Below are 18,980 nucleotides of genomic sequence, written 5' to 3'. Positions count from 1 at the left end.
CCTCTTTCGAGAGGCTCTTTTACTTAAAGGATTATCACTATGATTAAATTTGGAACAGGTGGCTGGCGCGCATTCATTGGCGAAGAGTTCACTAAAGACAATGTTCGCTTAGTGGCTCAAGCTCTGGCCAACATCATCAATCAAGAACAGGTGGCTGACAAAGGATTCGTAATTGGTTACGACCGTCGCTTTTTATCAGATAAAGCTGGTCGCTGGTTTACAGAGGTTTTGGCTGCAAACGGCATTACCGTTAGCTTTATCGACAAATTCGTTCCAACGCCAATTGTGATGTTTAAGGCCAAAGAGATGGGCTGTGCCTACTCTGCCTGTATCACCGCTTCACATAACCCAGCCGACTACAATGGCATTAAAGTCTTTATCCAAGGCGGGCGTGACGCTGATGAAATCATCACTGAAAAAATCGAAACACAAATTAGCCAGCTAAGCGCTGAGCAGGTTAAGTCGGTTGATTTCGACCAAGCGGTTGAAGACAAACTGATCGATGTCATCAACCCAATGAATGAGTTTGTCGATTCGATCATTAACTTCATCGATATTGAATCAATTAAGAAAGCCAACTTGCGTGTTTTGATCGACCCTATGTTCGGTGTGGCGAAAAACGCGCTGCAAACTGTACTGATTAACGGCCGTTGTGATGTCGATGTGATCAATGATGGTAAGAACCCAGGTTTTGGTGGTTTGATGCCTTCACCGAGTGCCGCGACCTTGTATAGGCTAAAACACCTTGTGGCGGCAGAAGGTTACGATATTGGTATTGGAACCGATGGTGATGCTGACCGTTTAGGTATCATCGATGAAAAAGGCCACTTTATTCACCCTAACGAAGTGCTGATCCTGCTCTACTACTACTTACTAGAGTACAAAGGCTGGAAAGGCTCCGTGGTTCGAAATATTGCTACGACGCATATTCTCGATAAGATCGCCGCTGATCATGGTGAGAAATCATTTGAAGTACCGGTAGGCTTTAAGCATATCAGTTCTCAGATGGAAGCCGATGATTCGCTGATCGGTGGTGAAAGTTCTGGTGGCCTTACCATCCGTGGACACATCAAGGGTAAAGACGGTGTTTTCGCCTCCAGCCTATTGGTTGAAATGATCTCTGTGACCGGCAAGAAACTGTCAGAACTACTGGATGAAATATACGGCAAGTATGGCTATGCCTATACCGCTGAGGGAGACTGTACCTTTAAGCCTGCGCAAAAAGAGGTACTCTACAATCGTATTTATGTTGAAAAACAATTGCCTGATTTTGAGTTTGAGATAGACAAGGTGAGCTATGAAGATGGCGCTAAGGTCTACTTCAAGAATGGTGGTTGGGTGATTGCGCGCTTCTCCGGTACTGAACCACTGCTACGTATCTTTGCAGAAATGGCAGACAAAGAGACCGCTGAGCAGGTCGTACAGCAAGTCAAAGCCTTCTTGCAATTATAATGAATTCACTTCCCTATAGGTGAATACAATTAGCCCGGCGACTTAGCCGGGCACTTTTTTAACTAGAAAGCGAGCACACCTTGGGTCTCAACCTTGACCGACACTTGCTGGCCTATGGTCAAAGGCTCTGCTGAGCTTGCTAGCAATCGACTGCCACTCGCATCAATCACATAACGGCAGTGATCACCCATAAACTGTTGTTCCAATACAGTCACTGCACTCTCTTCAGCCGCGCTGATCTGCACATGCTGAGGTCGAAGCAGGAGCTCGCAATGGTCACCAATTTGAATATGTTGCTGAGCAGTGGCTTCAACCAAACCCAGTTCAGTTTCAAACTCAGACTCAGAAGAACGCTTAGCCGTTAGGTAGCTACCACCGCCCAAAAAGTCTGCCACAAACTTGCTTGATGGTTGATAGTAGAGCTCACTTGCGGTGCCATACTGCTCTATCACACCATGGTTCATCACTGCCATCTTGTCAGCAAAGGCGAACGCCTCTTCACGGCTGTGAGTAACGAAAATCGCCGTCACCCCTTGCTTCTTAAAGATCTTGCGGATCTGGGCAATAAGCTCATGACGAACTTGAGTATCAATGTTTGAGAACGGTTCATCGAGCAGTAAGAGATCGGGTTTATACGCCAAAGAACGTGCTATTGCGACGCGCTGTTGTTGACCACCAGAAAGTTGGTGAGGATAACGATCCCCATAACCATCCAAGTGAACCAAGGCTAACATCTCGTCAACTTTGGATTTTTGCTCACTAAGCGATAGTTTACGCAGACCAAAAGCAACATTCTCAGCCACTGTTAGGTGAGGGAACAGCGCGTAATCTTGAAAAATCATACCAATGTTACGCTGCTCTGGCGGGAGCCAATTCGCGCCATCATCGATAGTCATACAGTTCAGGCTCATAGTGCCCGAGCTTAAAGGCAGCAGACCAGCAATCGCCTTGAGTAGAGTTGTTTTACCGCAGCCACTCGCCCCTAGTAGACAAACAATTTCACCTTGCTCAACTTCTAGCGACAGTGACTCAAGCACTGTCGTTTGCTCATCGTATTTACACGTTAAGTTTTTAATTGATAATGCACAGCTCATTAGTGGGAATGCTCCAGTGAACGGTTAACAATAACTAAAGGCACTAAGCCGACCAAGACCAATAGAACGGCGGGCATTGCCGCTAGTTCTAGATGCTCGTCAGAGGCAAAGTTATAAACATAGGTGGCCAAAGTTTCAAAGTTGAAAGGACGCAGCAGCAAGGCTGCATTAAGCTCTTTCATTGACTCAATAAACACTAATAGTCCCGCGATTAAAGCCCCTCTGCGTACCAGTGGTAAGTGGATTCGCCAAAGCATGGCATTGGCGCTGCACCCCATGGTTCTTGATGCCATGTCCAGTGAAGGAGAGACTTTACTTAAACTGCTTTCAATACTGCCGATAGCAACTGCCGAGAAACGCACTACCATGGCAAAGATCAGTGCAAACATAGAACCAGAAAAAATTAATCCAGGTCGGCCCCAATCCATATACTTGGCAATGTCATTGACCAAGTGATCCATGAATAACACTGGAACCATCACGCCAATGGCAAGCACCGTTCCAGGCACCGCGTACCCCATCGAGGACAAGCGCATAAATGCAAGGCTCTTACGCCCAGGATTAACGCGTTGGCAGAAGTTAACAATCAGTGCGACCACAACACCAATCACCGCAGCAGTAAGCGAAACATACAAGCTATTGAGCGCATACTCGCGAAATTCCGCCGTCCAGCTTTGAGCGAAGTATTTGTACGCATAGATAATCAATTGGCCAAGCGGGAAGATAAAGGCAACACAAACAAGCCCCCAACACCAAGATAAGGCTAGCCATTTTTTCCAACCGACTAGCTGATAGCGGAAGTCTTCTCGACTACTAAACTGATTTTGAAACAGTTTCTGCTTACGGCGACTATAGCGTTCTGAGCTAAGTAATAGAATGACGACAACCAACATTATCGCTGAGATTTTCGCTGCGGCAGTTAAGCTTGAGTAACCAAGCCAAGTGTCATAGACCGCTGTGGTTAAGGTATTAACCGCGAAGTAACTGACCGTACCAAAATCACCAATGGTTTCCATTGCCACCAGCGAAAGCCCGACGGCAATAGACGGTCTAACTAAAGGTAAAGAAATACGACGGAAGCTCTCCCAAGGCGAGCATTTCAGAAGTCGCGCCGATTGGAGCAGAGAAACGTTTTGCTCCATAAAAGCCGCACGACATAGCAGGTATACGTAAGGATAAAGTACTAAGGCGAGAACAATAATCGCGCCAGTTAAAGTTCGAATGTCTGGAAACCAATAATCACCAGGTCCCCACCCGGTCAAATCACGCAGTAATATTTGCACAGGCCCTGCAAAGTCGAACCAATCAGTAAAAATGTAACCAACGATATAACCAGGCATCGCAAGCGGAAGTACTAGCGCCCATTGCAAAACGCGCTCTCCAGGAATACGGCACATCGCCATTATCCATGCAGAAGGAATACCAAAAAGAAGAGACAGCGCCATAGTACCCGCAACTAAGACCACCGTATTAAATGCGTAAGTCGGCATCACCGTTGACATCAAATGAGTAAAAAGCTCATTGGTTTCGCCAACAGCAGTCATGAATATCGCTAAGATCGGCAAAACCAGTAGCAAAGCGAGCGCTCCGCTACTGGTTTTCCATAAATAATTTTTTTCTTTCATCGCCTACTTACAACCAGGATTTATGAAATATAAATGCGTTTGCAAATACCTCTCATATCCCTTTAATAGTTTAGGGTATTTATACCCTTATAAACAAACAACCTCAAGTAACCCTACAAAAAGAGCGACTTGAGGCTGTGTTTATTTAGTGAGCCAATGACTCGCTAAAAACTATTATAGGTCGAATTTAACTTCGTCTAGTAGCTTGATCGCATCTTCATGGTGGCTTGCGATGTCATCTAGAGAAATTGTATCTGGCTTGAAATCACCCCAAGACGCAACCAGTTCAGAACGCTTAACGCCATCTTTTACTGGGTATTCGTAGTTCACTTCTGCGTACATGCTTTGTGCTTTATCGCCCGCTAGGAACTCCATAAGCTTCACTGCATTCTCTTTGTTTGGAGAGTGCTTAGCCATCGCCATACCAGAGATGTTTACGTGAGTACCTGTTGACTTCTGGTTAGGGAAGTTGATGTAAACTGCATCAGCCCAAGCTTTTTGCTCTGCATCGTTAACCATCTTACCTAGGTAGTAGCTGTTACCAAGAGAAACGTCACATAGACCTTCTTTGATTGCTTTAACTTGAGCACGGTCGTTACCTTGTGGCTTACGTGCTAGGTTAGCTTTAACGCCTTCTAACCACTCTTTAGTCGCTGCTTCGCCTTCGTGAGCAATCATTGCAGAAACTAGAGATACGTTGTAAGGGTGCTTACCGCTACGAGTACAGATTTTGCCTTTGAATTCAGGCTTAGCTAGATCAGCGTAAGTGAAGTCTTCGCCTAGACGACCAACACGGTCACGTGAAGAGTAAACGCTACGAGTACGCGTTGTTAGTGCAAACCACTCGTTGTTAGAGTCTTGGTACTGTGCAGGAATATTTTTCTCTAGAACTTCGCTCTCAACAGCTTGAACAAGGTTTTTCTTAGTCAGCTCAGATAGGCGGCTGATGTCTACAGTTAGAATCACGTCCGCTGGGCTGTATTCACCTTCTTGAGCTAGCTTCTCTGCTAGACCTTTCTTAGCAAACTTAACGTTTACTTTAATACCTGTCTCTTTAGTGAACTCGTTGAACATTGGCTCAACTAGGAAAGGTTGACGGTAAGAGTATACGTTCACTTCTTCTGCAGCGATTGCCGCTGTAGGTGCGATTGTCGCGCAAGCTAGTGCAGAAAGAGTCAGCAGTTTTTTCATTGGTTCAGTCCTTTAACTTCGTAATGATAACGTTTATCAGTTGCGTTATTATATTCATCATAGTTTAGAAAACAATGATGCGAAACAAAAAAACCTGCTCATCAGAGCAGGTTTTTGATACTTTTATTTGTAACTATATGTTACTTCACAGTTACGAACTCTGGGTAAGCACCAACACCGCAGTCATGCATGTCCATACCTTCCATCTCTTCGTCTTCAGAAACTCGGATACCGATTGTTGCTTTAAGCACGGCCCATACCACTAGACTTGCACCAAATACCCAAGCAAAGATAACGGCAGCACCAAGTAACTGTGCACCAAATGTTGCATCACCATTGCTTAGCGGCACAACCATCAGACCGAAGAAACCACATACACCGTGTACTGAGATAGCACCAACAGGATCGTCAATCTTAAGCTTGTCTAGACCGATAATGCTAAATACCACTAGTGCGCCAGATACTGCACCAATTGCTACCGCGTAAAGTGGTGAAGGTGATAGCGGGTCTGCTGTGATAGCGACAAGACCTGCCAATGCGCCGTTAAGAATCATAGTAAGGTCAGCCTTACCCCAAGTTGTTTTACAGACAAGTAGTGCTGCAATGGCACCTGCTGCTGCTGCTGCGTTGGTGTTAAGGAAGATTTGACCCACTGCGGTTGCATTCTCAAAATCAGAGACCATTAACTGAGAACCACCGTTGAAGCCGAACCAACCGAACCATAGGATAAAAGTACCAAGCGTTGCTAGAGGCATGTTTGAGCCTGGAATTGGGTAGATTTCACCGTTCTTACCATATTTGCCTTTACGAGCACCTAGAAGTAGAACACCTGCTAGAGCTGCGGCTGCACCTGCCATATGAACGATACCTGAGCCTGCAAAGTCACTAAAGCCCGCCTCTGATAGGAAACCACCGCCCCAAGTCCAGTAACCTTCCATTGGGTAGATAAACGCTGTCAGTACCGCTGAGAAGATAAGGAAAGACCATAACTTCATACGTTCAGCAACGGCACCTGACACAACTGACATAGCTGTTGCGACAAACACGACCTGGAAGAAGAAGTCTGACTCTAGCGAGTGATCAGCTCCTTCGCCTTGAGTACCAATCAGCGCACCAAATGATGGTAGCCAACCGCCTTCACCATTATCAACATACATGATGTTGTACCCAACGATCAGGTACATAGTACAAGCGATCGCGTATAAGCAGATGTTTTTAGTTAGAATTTCAGTAGTGTTCTTTGAGCGAACCAGACCCGCTTCTAACATAGCAAAACCTGCTGCCATCCACATTACCAACGCACCCGAAATGAGGAAGAAAAAGGTGTCTAGTGCGTAACGTAATTCTGTTACTGTTGTTGTTAATTCCATCTTATTGTCTCCAGTCCTTTGAATTCTTAAAGCGCTTCAGCGTCCATTTCACCGGTACGGATACGCACCGCTTGGCTGAGGTCATAAACGAAAATTTTTCCGTCACCGATTTTTCCTGTGTGGGCTGCTTTTGATACCGCCTCAATCACACGGTCAACGTTTTCTGCCTGAGTCGCTATTTCAAGTTTCACCTTAGGTAGAAAGTCGACTTGGTACTCGGCACCACGGTATAGCTCGGTGTGACCTTTCTGACGGCCAAAACCCTTAACCTCTGATACTGTCATCCCTTCAATACCAACATCGGCTAGGGCCTCACGAACATCGTCTAATTTGAACGGTTTGATAATCGCATTTATAAGTTTCATCGCATCCTCTCTGAAGCTGTCATCCTTTTGTTTATTAATAATCCAAGGTGCGTGCCAACTTGTTAAGTTATTGATTTAAATAAAAACAAGCCCTAAACATAGCTCGATAAACAAAAAGGGCGCACCAATTCGGTGCGCCCTATTCACAAAATTAAAGCAAGCCTAAGATGGCTCACCACAAAAGTGCATTACTTGGTCGTCAGGAAGGTTTTCCATTGTTCAATAAGATCTTCAAAGTCTTCTACCCCGCAGTTCGCTGTACTTTCACTGTCATAAAAATCAAACTCGCTTTCTGCGTCCATCTCTTGACCATGAGTAAGAACATTCTCTTGAACCGTGACTTCATCACCTTGAATCATCAGGGAAATTTCAGTGCCTTCTAAACTATGCTCTTGCTGAGGATTAGATCGTGCTGCGCGAATTAACTCATCAACGCGATCAATTTTCTGCCAATCTTTACCAATTTCTTCCTGCAGCCAGCGTGCAACAATTTCGTGCCCCATACTGGACTTCACATAGTATTCGCCCATTAAAGTGTTTCTAATAAACTCGAATTCCATAGGGCGCCTCTTGTGGTTCTGCCTAACTTAATGGGCGGCAGTATACAGGGTCGGGATTCGAGGGTCGAGAATTGGGATGCGGGATACGGGATGCGGGAAATTTTCAAGGTAGGGGTTTTGCCTCAACCATTTTTGTTTCAAATAATCGACCTTGTCATCCTCAAGAGCGAGGAACGAGAGAGTTGGGGATCTCCTCAAGCTAGTAGATAGCTAATTGAGATTCCCTACTCCATCCTTCGTCAGTCTAGGGAATGACAGAATTAAAATAGATACTAATACTCTCGCATCTAGAGCGAAGCGCTCCCGCTCTCCATAGGACGAAGTCCGTTCCTTTGTCTAAAAAAAAGCGCCCACCTTAAGGTGGGCGCTTTATCAGCTATTCAATGTTCCAGAGCTACTTATGCAGGCTCTTGAAAGATAACCTCATCCGCCTTCTTGGTGTAATCTTCCATCTTATGGAAGTTCAAGTAACGGTAGGTATCTGCTGCTGTCGCATCGATCTGCTTAGCGTACTCTAAGTACTCTTCCTTAGTTGGAATCTTACCTAGAATTGCACCTACAGCTGCTAGCTCTGCTGAAGATAGGTATACGTTCGCACCTGTACCTAAACGGTTAGGGAAGTTACGTGTAGAGGTAGACATGACTGTCGCTTTATCTGCCACACGTGCTTGGTTACCCATACATAGCGAACAGCCCGGAGTTTCGATACGAACACCCGCACGGCCGTAAATGCCGTAGTATCCTTCTTCGGTTAGCTGATCACGGTCCATCTTGGTTGGTGGCGCAACCCATAGTCGAGTATCTAACTGGCCACCAAATTGCTCTAGCAGTTTACCGGCCGCACGGAAGTGACCAATGTTAGTCATACATGAACCGATGAACACTTCGTCGATGTTAGTGCCCTGAACTTCAGATAGAAGGCGAGCATCATCTGGGTCATTTGGTGCACATAGAATCGGTTGATCGATGTCAGCCAAGTCGATTTCAATTACGTGAGCGTACTCTGCGTCGGCATCCGCTTCCATCAATTCAGGGTTAGCTAGCCACTCTTCCATCGCTGTAATGCGGCGCTCGATAGTACGGCGGTCACCGTAACCTTCCGAGATCATCCACTTAAGCATAGTGATGTTCGAGTTTAGGTACTCTTCGATCGACTCTTGAGAGAGTTTCACGGTACAGCCAGCTGCTGAACGCTCTGCTGACGCATCTGAAAGCTCAAACGCCTGCTCAACCGTTAGGTGCTCAACACCTTCAATTTCAAGTACGCGGCCAGAGAATTCGTTGATCTTACCCGCTTTCTCAACCGTCAATAGACCTTGTTGAATTGCGTAGTAAGGAATCGCATGGACTAAATCACGCAATGTGATACCTGGTTGCATTTCACCTTTGAAGCGGACCAAGATTGACTCTGGCATATCAAGTGGCATAACACCTGTTGCAGCTGCGAATGCCACAAGACCAGAACCTGCTGGGAATGAAATACCTAATGGGAAACGAGTATGCGAGTCACCACCTGTACCTACTGTATCAGGAAGAAGCATACGGTTTAGCCATGAGTGGATTACACCATCACCAGGACGCAGTGACACACCGCCACGGTTCATGATGAAGTCAGGTAGCGTGTGGTGAGTGTTTACGTCTACTGGTTTCGGATAAGCAGATGTGTGACAGAATGATTGCATCACTAAGTCTGCTGAGAAGCCAAGACACGCAAGGTCTTTTAGCTCATCACGCGTCATAGGGCCAGTCGTATCCTGAGAACCTACTGTTGTCATCTTAGGTTCGCAGTATTGACCAGCGCGAACACCTTCAACGCCACAAGCTTTACCGACCATCTTCTGAGCCAGTGTGTAACCCTTGTTAGATGCAGATGGATCAATTGGCTTAGCAAACAGATCCGTTTCTTCTAGACCAAGAGATGTACGAGCACGGCTTGTTAAGCCACGACCGATGATCAGTGGAATACGGCCACCAGCGCGTACTTCATCAAGCAATACTTTGCTCAGTTCGAAGTTCGAAATCTCAGCGCCGTCTTTACGCACTACACCTTCATATGGGTAGATATCAATTACATCACCCATGTTCATGTCTTGAACGTTTAGCTCGATTGGTAGTGCACCTGAGTCTTCCATTGTGTTGTAGAAGATTGGCGCAATCTTGCCACCTAAACAGATACCACCAGTACGCTTGTTTGGTACAAATGGGATATCTTCACCCATGAACCAAAGCACTGAGTTAGTCGCTGATTTACGTGAAGAACCGGTACCAACAACGTCACCCACATACGCAAGTGGGATACCATCTTTTTGTAGCTCTTCGATTTGTTTGATAGGACCAACGCTTCCTGGCTCGTCTGGGTTGATACCATCACGTTCCATTTTCAGCATCGCTTTAGCGTGAACTGGAATGTCTGGGCGAGACCAAGCATCTGGTGCTGGAGATAAGTCATCGGTGTTTGTTTCACCAGTAACTTTAAATACTTTAACGGTGATTTTTTCAGCTACTTTTTCTTTCGAGGTAAACCACTCAGCATCAGCCCATGACTGAAGAACTTGCTGTGCGTATGTGTTACCTGCTTTTGCTTTCTCTTCTACATCGTAGAAAGCATCAAACATCAGTAGCGTGTGTGAAAGTGCTTTAACAGCGATTGACGCGAGTGCGTCATCATCTAGCAAATCAACCAATGGAGCGATGTTGTAACCGCCCTGCATGGTGCCAAGCAATTCTGCTGCTTTTTCACGGCTGACAAGCGGCGAGTCCACTTCACCTTTAGTCACAGCCGTTAGGAAACCTGCTTTAACGTAAGCAGCTTCATCAACACCTGGTGGGATACGATTCTCTAGTAGGTCAAGAATAAATGCTTCTTCACCTTGAGGTGGGGTTTTAAGAAGTTCAACTAGGCCGGCAACTTGCTCAGCATCTAGTGGTTTAGGAACAACTCCTTCAGCAGCACGCTCTTCGACGTGTTTACGGTAGGCTTCAAGCACGACTTTTTCCTCTCATTGCGGTTCCTCCCTCTTATGCTATTTATTCAAAGAATAAGGGAGTGAACATCCTTGGAAACTTGGCTCTCCTTGCCATATTTTTCATTCAATGCTGACTGATAAACAGTGCCAGAGAGGCCAAACTGTGGGCGGTAGAATAGCAAATTTAACGTTAAATTAAAATCTCATCATTTTGACCAACATAGCAACTTAAGACTAAAGTTCTATGATTTTTCATGTCAATTCAGCCCATATCCTACTCATTGAGAATAGGATATGGTGATATTAAATGAGAAAGTGGTTACTTAAATGTAGTGCCAATAATTAGGTAAACAGAATCAAAGTTCTGCTCAGTACGGCCGTAACCAAACATTATTGGTCCTATCGGAGAATCCACCCCCGCGAACACTGAGCCAGCGGCATACAAAGGCGCATCGTCAATACCAAGATCTGGATCAGACCAAACACCGCCATATTCTAAGGAACCTCCAATATAGAATGGTGAAGTAAACAATCCAAAGTCATTGTCAAACCAACGATAGCGATAAACAAGGCTACCAAATACTTTATTCTGTCCAATCAGACTGTTACGTGGAATGCCCGATAAATTTAGAAAACCACCAATTTCTTTAGGATCAATTGGGACAGATGAGTTTTTATTGTTTACAAAACCAAGGTCAACATTTGCGACCAAAGTATGGCGAGAAAATGTATGCGCAGCGATCATCTTAGCGCCAAATTCATAGGCGGTATCTTCCTCGTAGACTCTCTCTGTTTCGACCGTTCCGCCAACACTTTCATCATGTGAAATTAAATAATCGAGGTTAAGATAGAATCCTTTACGCGGTAAGCTGTAGTTATCTAAAGTGTCTATTCGATAATTCGCAAAGACACCTAAGCGTTTAAAGTCTAAGTCCAAATAAGACGGCAGGGTCGACAACTCTCCTTCACCATCAACATATCTTGCACCAACTTTAAAGCGCCGCCATAGCGTGTCTTGATAGCCAAGCGCCCACTCTGCAACCCACTCGTTGTAGGTTAAAGGGAAATAGTTTTTGGTGGCATCTAACGTTGTGTCTTCGAAACCTGAATCCGGCACATTTCGCTTTTCACTGTTGAAGGTAATCCCAAAAGTTGTAAAAGCTTTCTGGCTTGAGAAAAATGGCGTATACAGCTCAGCCTGAAATAACTTATCAGTACCAATTTCAAAATTGGTTCTTAACTCTGCACCATAATCATTGAGGTCAGTAAAGTTACTTGAAAGGCCAAGTGAATACTGGCTATCGGTACTAAAGTCATCTTCCAAAAAGAAGCGAAAATTAACGTAGTTAGGGCCCCATGATTTCTCATTAACATCAACAATCAGCGTATCTTGACCTTCAACGACATCATAACGGTACTTAATAAGCTCAAAACGATCTAAAGCATACAAGTCTTGAACGCTTTGCTCGACCTCAGACAGGCTGTACTTATTGCCTGATTCTAAATTTAACCTTTGTTCCAGCAGCTCATCGGCATAGTGAGTATTGTTGTTGATCACAACGTTCTGGACGGTAATTTCGTCTCCATATCGCAGCTTACGGCGTGCCTCTTCTTTATGGTCAACATACTGTTGATATTGCGCTGAAGAGAGGCTGTATTGCTTGAGGAGCTCTTTATTCTCCATGGTGACCTGATAGCCTTTATTGAATGCTTCAGGCATTTTGGCAAATTCAGTCGTTTCCATATCGCCCACTTCAGGGCGTAAGTATAAGTCTTGCTCGGTGAGTAGTTCAGCTTGCTGATTGGTCGTATTACGGACTAGATAATTGGAGAGTTGATCGGCAACGGTAAACAGCGTGGTAAAGTCTTCTTTATCTTTGTACGCTGTACTGATATCCACCGCAATAACAACATCAGCACCAAGATCTCGCGCAATGTCGACCGGCATGTTGTTGGTGACACCACCATCAACAAGTAAGCGTCCATCAAGCTCATACGGTGGTAGTGCACCCGGCACAGACATACTCGCCATCATGGCATCCACCAAATAGCCATGATCAATAACAACTGGCTCTAGCTCAATGATGTCTGTCGCCACTGAACGATAAGGAATAGCGAGTTGATCAAAGGATTCAAAAGGAGGCAAATTACCTGCGGTTTCGCGCAAAAGTTTAAGCATGCCCTGGCCTTGCACTATGCCTCGTTTACCGCGAATCTCCCCCCAGCTTAAGCCAAGATCGGTGGTGAGTTGGTACCTGTCTTCGTACTCTTTGTCTTGAACTTTGCGTTGACTGCGATCAACCCGATCGCGGTAACCACTATTCCAGTCGACGGTATCAATAAAGGACTCGATTTCGTCGGCACTCATACCTGTTGCGTATAAACCACCAACGTATGATCCCATGCTCGTGCCCGTGACGATATCGACAGGAACTCTTAGCTCTTCCAGTGCTTTTAATACGCCGATATGCGCGGCACCTTTAGCGCCACCACCCGCTAAAACAAGGGCGACTTTAGGTCTGACTTCTTGTTCCGTCTCAGGCTGAGCGACCGCACTAAATGCAACACTTCCGATGACACATGCTAGGAAGCCAACGAGTTTTCTCACAATTAGAGTTCCTTTCTGGGGCTTATATGGTGTTTATACTGTCAGACGTTATCGCCGTAAAGTATTAATATTCAACACAATGATTACTACCAACTAAATAATTCTTTTATCCATTGTTTGGGTTGATTCTCGCACTGTTTTTTCAGACTGTCGCCAACATCCCACACAGGTAATTTAAACTGATTAGAACAATCTAGATCTAAACTACCCCGCGCCGTTTTCGCAAAACCTAAAGTGCTGACACCTTGCGGCCAAGGCAGGGTTAATTTCTCTGGAATTCGATGCTTTAGATACTCAGCGTAGACTCTCAATGCGCCACTAGAGCCTGTCAGCTTAGTCGGCTTATTGTCATCTCGACCTAACCAGATGGTTGTCACCTCGCGCCCATCAACGCCAACAAACCAGCTGTCACGCGTATCGTTACTGGTGCCTGTTTTACCAGCTAGTGCAGCCCAGCCAAATTGGCTATTAAGATAACGGCCCGTCCCTTCAAGCACCCCACGTTTCATCGCATAAGTCGTCAGCCATGCCGCTTGCTGATCAACGGTTTGCGAAACTCTTGGCAGTGACTGATACAATACATTACCGTCTAAATCGATGACTGAACGGAGCGCGGACAACCTAGCCTGCTTACCTGAGTTGGTCAGGGTTTGATACATCTGTGCCACTTGGAAGGGCGTCAGCGTGAATGAGCCAAGGAACATCGACGGTACAGGGCGAATTTCATTTTTATCCACACCGAGCTTTTCTAAGGTTTTAACCACGCTAGGTATGCCTACTTGCATCCCTAGTTCAACGGTTGGCACATTTAATGACTTGGCTAAGGCAATATATAGCGGAACATCACCACGAAACTTACGATCATAGTTACGCGGCGACCAAACGTTACCTTTACTGCCCTTTAAACTGATTGGCTTATCATGCAAAGTCGTCGCGAGGTTGTATTTGTCCGGCTGCTCAAGCGCTGTTAAATAGACTGCTGGCTTAGCCAAAGAGCCGATTTGACGACTGGCATTTAGCGCGCGGTTAAAACCGTCATATCCCGTGCGTTTACCACCAACCATAGCGCGAATTTCTCCGCTATGGCGATCAACGGCGACAGCGGCACCTTCTAATGACTTACCCGCGACGCTAGCAAGTTGCGGGATTTTCTTCGCAATAGCCTGCTCTAGCTCATGCTGAGAGACAGGGTCTAGTGAGGTAAAGACTTTAAAGCCGACATCTGACTGGAAAGCTTCGCCCACTTTCTCTCTCAGTTCAATTTTCAACTGTTGGAAGTACGCAGGCTGACGACTGGCTATCTGTGGATTATCTTGAATATCCAACGGTCGACTGGCGGCCATATCATACTCATGCGCTGTGAGAATATCGTGTTGCATCATCAAACGTAGCACTAAATCGCGACGTTTTTTGGCACGCTCTGGGAAACGAACTGGGTTGTAATAGGAAGGGCCTTTCACCATGCCGACTAACAACGCCAACTGATCAATACGTAGCTCTTGAATAGGCTGACCGAAATAAAGCCGAGCGGCTAAACCAAAACCATGAATTGCCTGTCCGCGGCTTTGTCCTAGATAGACTTCGTTAAGATACGCCTCTAAGATCCGATCTTTGCTGTAACGGTGATCAAGAATGAGAGCAATATAAGCTTCGCGGATTTTTCGCCATAAGGTGCGGTCACTCGATAGAAAGATATTCTTTGCAAGCTGTTGTGTCAGAGTACTGCCCCCCTGAACCGTTCGCCCCGCCTTCACATTAGCAACTAGAGCACGCGCTATCGCTAATGGTGAAACGCCATCATGCTGATAAAAATCGCGATCTTCAGTGGTCAGCAAAGCATCGATCATCACCTCAGGAAATTGCTCACGCTTAATAAACAGCCTTTGCTCGTCGTGGTTTTTCTCAAGCATTCCCAACATCTTAGGCTCAATGCGCAGATATCCGAGATCGCCTTTCTTTTCTAACGATTGAATCCGCTCAAGGTTGTTTTTCGAAAAGTGGAGCATCACGCGGCGATCAGGCTCAGGGCCATCGCTAAACTCAAACGGGCGACGTATTAGCTCGATCTTAGTTGACGACGATGAATACTCACCGGGATAGCGAGGCTGACGCACCTTACGATAGTTAAGTACATCCAGTTCGTTACGCACTTCTTGGATGGTAATCGAATCTCCCGGCGCTAGGTTAAGAATACGTGCGTAAACCACTGTCGGTAGGTCGAAAAGCTGTCCTTCAAAGCGCTGTTTCACCAATGTATCAAGATAGATACCGACCACTAGCAACACAGCAAGACCGGCTAAAGCAAGCTTCCAGCTCAAGCTCCAGATAGCCTTTAACCAAGAACGCTGTGGTTTCTTGTTTGGGCTCCGTTTTGGGGATTTGGTCGCGCGTTTACGCACAGGCTTATTGGTTGTCTTTTTGGTGCCTGCCGACGTTGTTTTCTTGGTCATGAGTTTAGCTGTCTTTTGGTTTTCGTTGTCGCCACATGGTTAGTAGGGTCATCCGGCCAAACGTGCTTAGGGTAGCGCCCTTTCATCTCTTTCTGCACATCTTTGTATGCACCACGCCAAAAGCTCGCCAGATCTCGCGTTACTTGCAGCGGTCTTTGCGCGGGAGAAAGTAGCTCTAATACCAAACGCTTCCTACCCTGAGCAATTTCAGGCGAAGCCTGTTCTCCAAACACTTCCTGCATGCGCACCGACAAGACTGGATCCTGCCCTTGCTGATAGCGAATTTTCTTTTTGCTGCCCGTTGGCACTTGGTAATGTGTTGGCAGCCACTTGTCTATCTCTTGATTTAGTGGCCAACCTAGATAAGCCAAAAGCGCCGCGCTTAAATCCACCTTTGCCAATGCCTTCACCGAACCCACACCATTTAGGTAAGGCTCTAACCAATCAGATAAGTGGTTCAATAAGCCTGCTTCATCTAACTGAGGCCACTCTTGTTCCGGCAACCATTCCTGTCCGCAGCGCATACGCTCTAAAAGCTCAACGCTTTGCGGTGTCCAATTTAATACTGAAAGCCCTTTACGTTGAACGAAATTAAGTAAAGCTTGCGTCATTTTTTCGCGTGGCGGTTCAGGAAGCGTTTTTCGCCCAATAATTAAGCGGCCGAGTTTAGTCTGACATTCAGCAATCAGACGACCTTTTTGTTCATCCCAATCAACCAATTCTATTAATGTAAACAGCTCTGGAGAACGCTGCTGCAACGCCGCGAGGTCAAGTTCCAAGGCAGAAAATATTTGTGAGGATTCCGATTGACCGCGCATCAAGTCAATCACGACAATATAATCACAAGCAGCGAGTCTTTGACTGTCTTCTATCTGTGCACCATGTCCATTGGCGAGTAAGAAACGTCCTAGCTGATTACTACGAGCCTGAGCAATTCGATCAGGGAAAGCAAGCGCCAACAAACAGGCAACGGATGACTCGTCAACGTTAGTCAGTGAGAAATCGCTACCGATGCGCTTGGCAATGGTTCGTGCGCGCTCAATCACCATTTTTTGTTTGCTGTGTTTACCCAGCTTTAAGCGGTGCACGCTGTGCATAAAATCCAATGTGTTGCGTTCAGGCTCTTCCAAAAGAGCGATAATTGCCGCAGCGGTTTGGCTTGAGTGATTTGCTTTGGCAAGCATAGCGCAAGCTCTAGGCTCTAATCCCAGCTTCGCGGCCAGTTTACCGGCTTCAGTTAACTGACCTTTTCTGTCCAATAGCCCAAGCTGCACAAGCAAGGCTCTGGCTTGGTTTATCGCACTTTCAGGCGGTACATCTAGCCAGCTTAATTCAGCAGGCGTTTGTGCTCCCCACTGAGCAAGCTCCAATACCAAATTGGACAAATCTGAATGCAGTATTTCCGGTGAAGGCACATAAGGCTGCTGATTGAGCTGTCCTTCAGAATACAAGCGCACACAAATACCCGGCTCTAAACGCCCTGCACGCCCCGATCTTTGCTCTGCCGATGACTGAGCAATTCGAGTTTGTTCTAAGCGAGTGACACCACTTTTCAGATCAAACTTCGCTACACGCTCATAACCTGAGTCAATAACTAGTCTAGTTCCTTCAATGGTCAGCGAGGTTTCTGCAATATTGGTGGCCAATACAACCTTTCTCTCGCCATTTTTAGCCGGTTGGATTGCGGCTTGTTGCTGCGCAAAGTCGAGCTGCCCATAAAGAGGGCAAATCTGAACATCACTCGCGAGATGTTGCAACCGCTCTTCAACACGTTTGATGGCCGCCACGCCCGGCAGAAAGGCCAATAAAGAACCGGATTCGTTGTCTATCAGCGAAGTGATCTGCTTCGCCATCTGATCTTCTAAGCGTTCATTTGGCTTAGCTGGGACATATCGGTGCTCGACGGGGAAGCTTCGACCTTGAGATTCAACGTATTCAACGTCAGGCAACAATTGAGATAGCGCGAGTTGATCTAATGTCGCTGACATCACCACTAATTTAAGGTCATCGCGTAGCGCTTCTTGGATCTCCAAACAAAACGCGAGCGCGGTATCAGCATGAATACTGCGTTCATGAAACTCATCAAAGATCACCAGATCGACGCCAGTCAATTCCGGATCGGATTGAATCATGCGAGTCAGAATACCTTCGGTCACCACTTCCAACTGGGTCTGCTGACTGGTTTTGTTTTCTCCACGAACACGATAACCCACTCGCTGTCCAACCTTCTCTCCAAGCTGATCGGCAAGGTAACGGGCAATATTACGCGCGGCGAGTCGCCTCGGCTCCAGCATAATAATCTTGCCTTTGACCACACTTTGCTTAATCAATTGCAGTGGGAAATGGGTTGATTTACCCGCACCTGGGGCTGCTTTGAGAATGAGCTGTGAATTGTTGCGTACACCAGAGATGAGCTCTGGCATCACGCCCTGAATAGGCAATTGTGACAAAGGAGAAACCTTGTGGTGTAATGTTGGCAACTATTGTACATAAAAACAGTGCTAAATGAAGTTTGAACCATCATTAGAATCAGCCACATTAATCAAACGCTATAAGCGCTTTCTCGCCGACATTACATTACCGGATGGCAGTGAGCGCACTATCCACTGTGCCAATACAGGCGCAATGACAGGCTGCGCAACACCAGGAAACAAAGTTTGGTACTCAACGTCGGATAACCCTAAGCGTAAGTACCCGAATAGCTGGGAATTATCGGAGACCAGTCAAGGTCATCGCATCTGCATAAATACCGCACGCGCGAACCAGTTAGCTGTGGAAGCCATAGAAACAGGTGTGATTAGTGAGCTGCAAGGTTATGACCAACTTCAAACTGAAGTGAAGTATGGCAATGAAAATAGCCGGATTGATATCTTGCTCAAATCAGAAAATCAACCAAAATGCTATATAGAGGTTAAAAGCGTCACCTTATTGGATGAGGATTTACAAGGCCAAGGGTATTTCCCAGATGCAGTCACTACTCGTGGACAAAAGCACCTGAGAGAGCTCACAGAAATGGTGCATTCTGGAAGCAGAGCAGTACTTTTATTCACTGTTTTACATTCAGGGATTGAAAAAGTCGCTCCAGCACTCCATATAGACGCCAAATATTCACAATTACTGAAATACGCTCAAGAACAAGGGGTGGAAGTACTGTGCTACAAGGCAGAGCTTTCAAGCGATGAGATTAAACTGGTCAAGTCACTCGAATTTAGCCATTAACGGCGAAAAATGATGTGACCTTCACATTGACAGTAAGTTTAACCTCAAGTATTTGCCTCCAAAGATTCTTTTTGCTATAG

12 protein-coding genes are annotated in these 18,980 nt (G+C 46.0%); 2 read left to right on the top strand and 10 right to left on the bottom strand.

Annotation, left to right across the window (positions count from 1 at the left end; all coding sequences use genetic code 11):
- The first annotated feature begins 39 nt into the window (after positions 1-39).
- Positions 40-1,452 carry a phosphoglucomutase/phosphomannomutase family protein gene (locus LYZ37_RS02360; protein WP_272786300.1) on the top strand — a complete coding sequence of 471 codons (1,413 nt, stop codon included), beginning with the start codon at positions 40-42 and terminating at the stop codon, positions 1,450-1,452.
- A 62-nt stretch (positions 1,453-1,514) separates the two neighbouring features.
- Here LYZ37_RS02360 and LYZ37_RS02355 read toward each other — a convergent pair whose 3' ends face one another.
- The 10 genes from LYZ37_RS02355 to hrpB form a co-directional block, all read right to left on the bottom strand.
- The gene (locus LYZ37_RS02355) at positions 1,515-2,546 is read right to left on the bottom strand and encodes an ABC transporter ATP-binding protein (protein WP_272786299.1); all 1,032 of its coding nucleotides are present in this window, start codon (positions 2,544-2,546) and stop codon (positions 1,515-1,517) included.
- Entirely contained in the window at positions 2,546-4,171 is a 1,626-nt protein-coding gene (locus LYZ37_RS02350) for an ABC transporter permease (RefSeq protein ID WP_272786298.1), read from the bottom strand. Before LYZ37_RS02350 ends, LYZ37_RS02355 begins: the two co-directional genes overlap by 1 nt.
- Positions 4,172-4,345: 174 nt before the next feature.
- Positions 4,346-5,362 carry a Fe(3+) ABC transporter substrate-binding protein gene (locus LYZ37_RS02345; RefSeq protein WP_272786297.1) on the bottom strand — a complete coding sequence of 339 codons (1,017 nt, stop codon included), beginning with the start codon at positions 5,360-5,362 and terminating at the stop codon, positions 4,346-4,348.
- 140 nt (positions 5,363-5,502) lie between these two features.
- A complete protein-coding gene (locus LYZ37_RS02340; protein ID WP_004742634.1) occupies positions 5,503-6,732 on the bottom strand; it encodes an ammonium transporter in 1,230 nt (409 codons plus the stop codon).
- 26 nt (positions 6,733-6,758) lie between these two features.
- A complete protein-coding gene (gene glnK / locus LYZ37_RS02335) occupies positions 6,759-7,097 on the bottom strand; it encodes a P-II family nitrogen regulator (RefSeq protein WP_004742633.1) in 339 nt (112 codons plus the stop codon).
- A gap of 188 nt (positions 7,098-7,285) precedes the next feature.
- Positions 7,286-7,657, bottom strand: a complete 372-nt coding sequence (locus LYZ37_RS02330) for a YacL family protein (RefSeq protein ID WP_272786296.1) — start codon at positions 7,655-7,657, stop codon at positions 7,286-7,288.
- Positions 7,658-8,055: 398 nt separating this feature from the next.
- Entirely contained in the window at positions 8,056-10,644 is a 2,589-nt protein-coding gene (acnB, locus tag LYZ37_RS02325) for a bifunctional aconitate hydratase 2/2-methylisocitrate dehydratase (protein WP_171324659.1), read from the bottom strand.
- Between the two features lie 298 nt (positions 10,645-10,942).
- Positions 10,943-13,231: a patatin-like phospholipase family protein gene (locus LYZ37_RS02320; protein WP_272786295.1), complete on the bottom strand. Its 2,289-nt coding sequence runs from the start codon at positions 13,229-13,231 to the stop codon at positions 10,943-10,945.
- Between the two features lie 86 nt (positions 13,232-13,317).
- Positions 13,318-15,681 (bottom strand): penicillin-binding protein 1B, encoded by a 2,364-nt coding sequence (mrcB, locus tag LYZ37_RS02315; protein WP_272786294.1) that lies wholly within the window; start codon positions 15,679-15,681, stop codon positions 13,318-13,320.
- The gene (hrpB, locus tag LYZ37_RS02310) at positions 15,678-18,131 is read right to left on the bottom strand and encodes an ATP-dependent helicase HrpB (protein ID WP_272786293.1); all 2,454 of its coding nucleotides are present in this window, start codon (positions 18,129-18,131) and stop codon (positions 15,678-15,680) included. The genes mrcB and hrpB overlap by 4 nt, the downstream gene beginning before the upstream one ends.
- A gap of 55 nt (positions 18,132-18,186) precedes the next feature.
- Here hrpB and sfsA point away from each other — a divergent pair, with 55 nt between their 5' ends.
- Entirely contained in the window at positions 18,187-18,900 is a 714-nt protein-coding gene (gene sfsA / locus LYZ37_RS02305; protein WP_272786292.1) for a DNA/RNA nuclease SfsA, read from the top strand.
- Positions 18,901-18,980: the final 80 nt, after the last annotated feature.

The organism is Vibrio tubiashii, assembly GCF_028551255.1.
In the GTDB taxonomy this organism is placed as follows: domain Bacteria; phylum Pseudomonadota; class Gammaproteobacteria; order Enterobacterales; family Vibrionaceae; genus Vibrio; species Vibrio tubiashii_B.
The sequence above is the reverse complement of the archived record's forward strand: the minus strand, read 5'-3'. Positions and strand labels throughout refer to the sequence as shown.

Excerpts from the sequence above, each read along its gene's own strand:
- LYZ37_RS02360 (WP_272786300.1), top strand. The coding sequence starts at position 40 with ATGATTAAATTTGGAACAGGTGGCTGGCGCGCATTCATTGGCGAAGAG.
- LYZ37_RS02355 (WP_272786299.1), bottom strand. The coding sequence starts at position 2,546 with ATGAGCTGTGCATTATCAATTAAAAACTTAACGTGTAAATACGATGAG.
- LYZ37_RS02350 (WP_272786298.1), bottom strand. The coding sequence starts at position 4,171 with ATGAAAGAAAAAAATTATTTATGGAAAACCAGTAGCGGAGCGCTCGCT.
- LYZ37_RS02345 (WP_272786297.1), bottom strand. The coding sequence starts at position 5,362 with ATGAAAAAACTGCTGACTCTTTCTGCACTAGCTTGCGCGACAATCGCA.
- LYZ37_RS02340 (WP_004742634.1), bottom strand. The coding sequence starts at position 6,732 with ATGGAATTAACAACAACAGTAACAGAATTACGTTACGCACTAGACACC.
- glnK (WP_004742633.1), bottom strand. The coding sequence starts at position 7,097 with ATGAAACTTATAAATGCGATTATCAAACCGTTCAAATTAGACGATGTT.
- LYZ37_RS02330 (WP_272786296.1), bottom strand. The coding sequence starts at position 7,657 with ATGGAATTCGAGTTTATTAGAAACACTTTAATGGGCGAATACTATGTG.
- mrcB (WP_272786294.1), bottom strand. The coding sequence starts at position 15,681 with ATGACCAAGAAAACAACGTCGGCAGGCACCAAAAAGACAACCAATAAG.
- sfsA (WP_272786292.1), top strand. The coding sequence starts at position 18,187 with ATGAAGTTTGAACCATCATTAGAATCAGCCACATTAATCAAACGCTAT.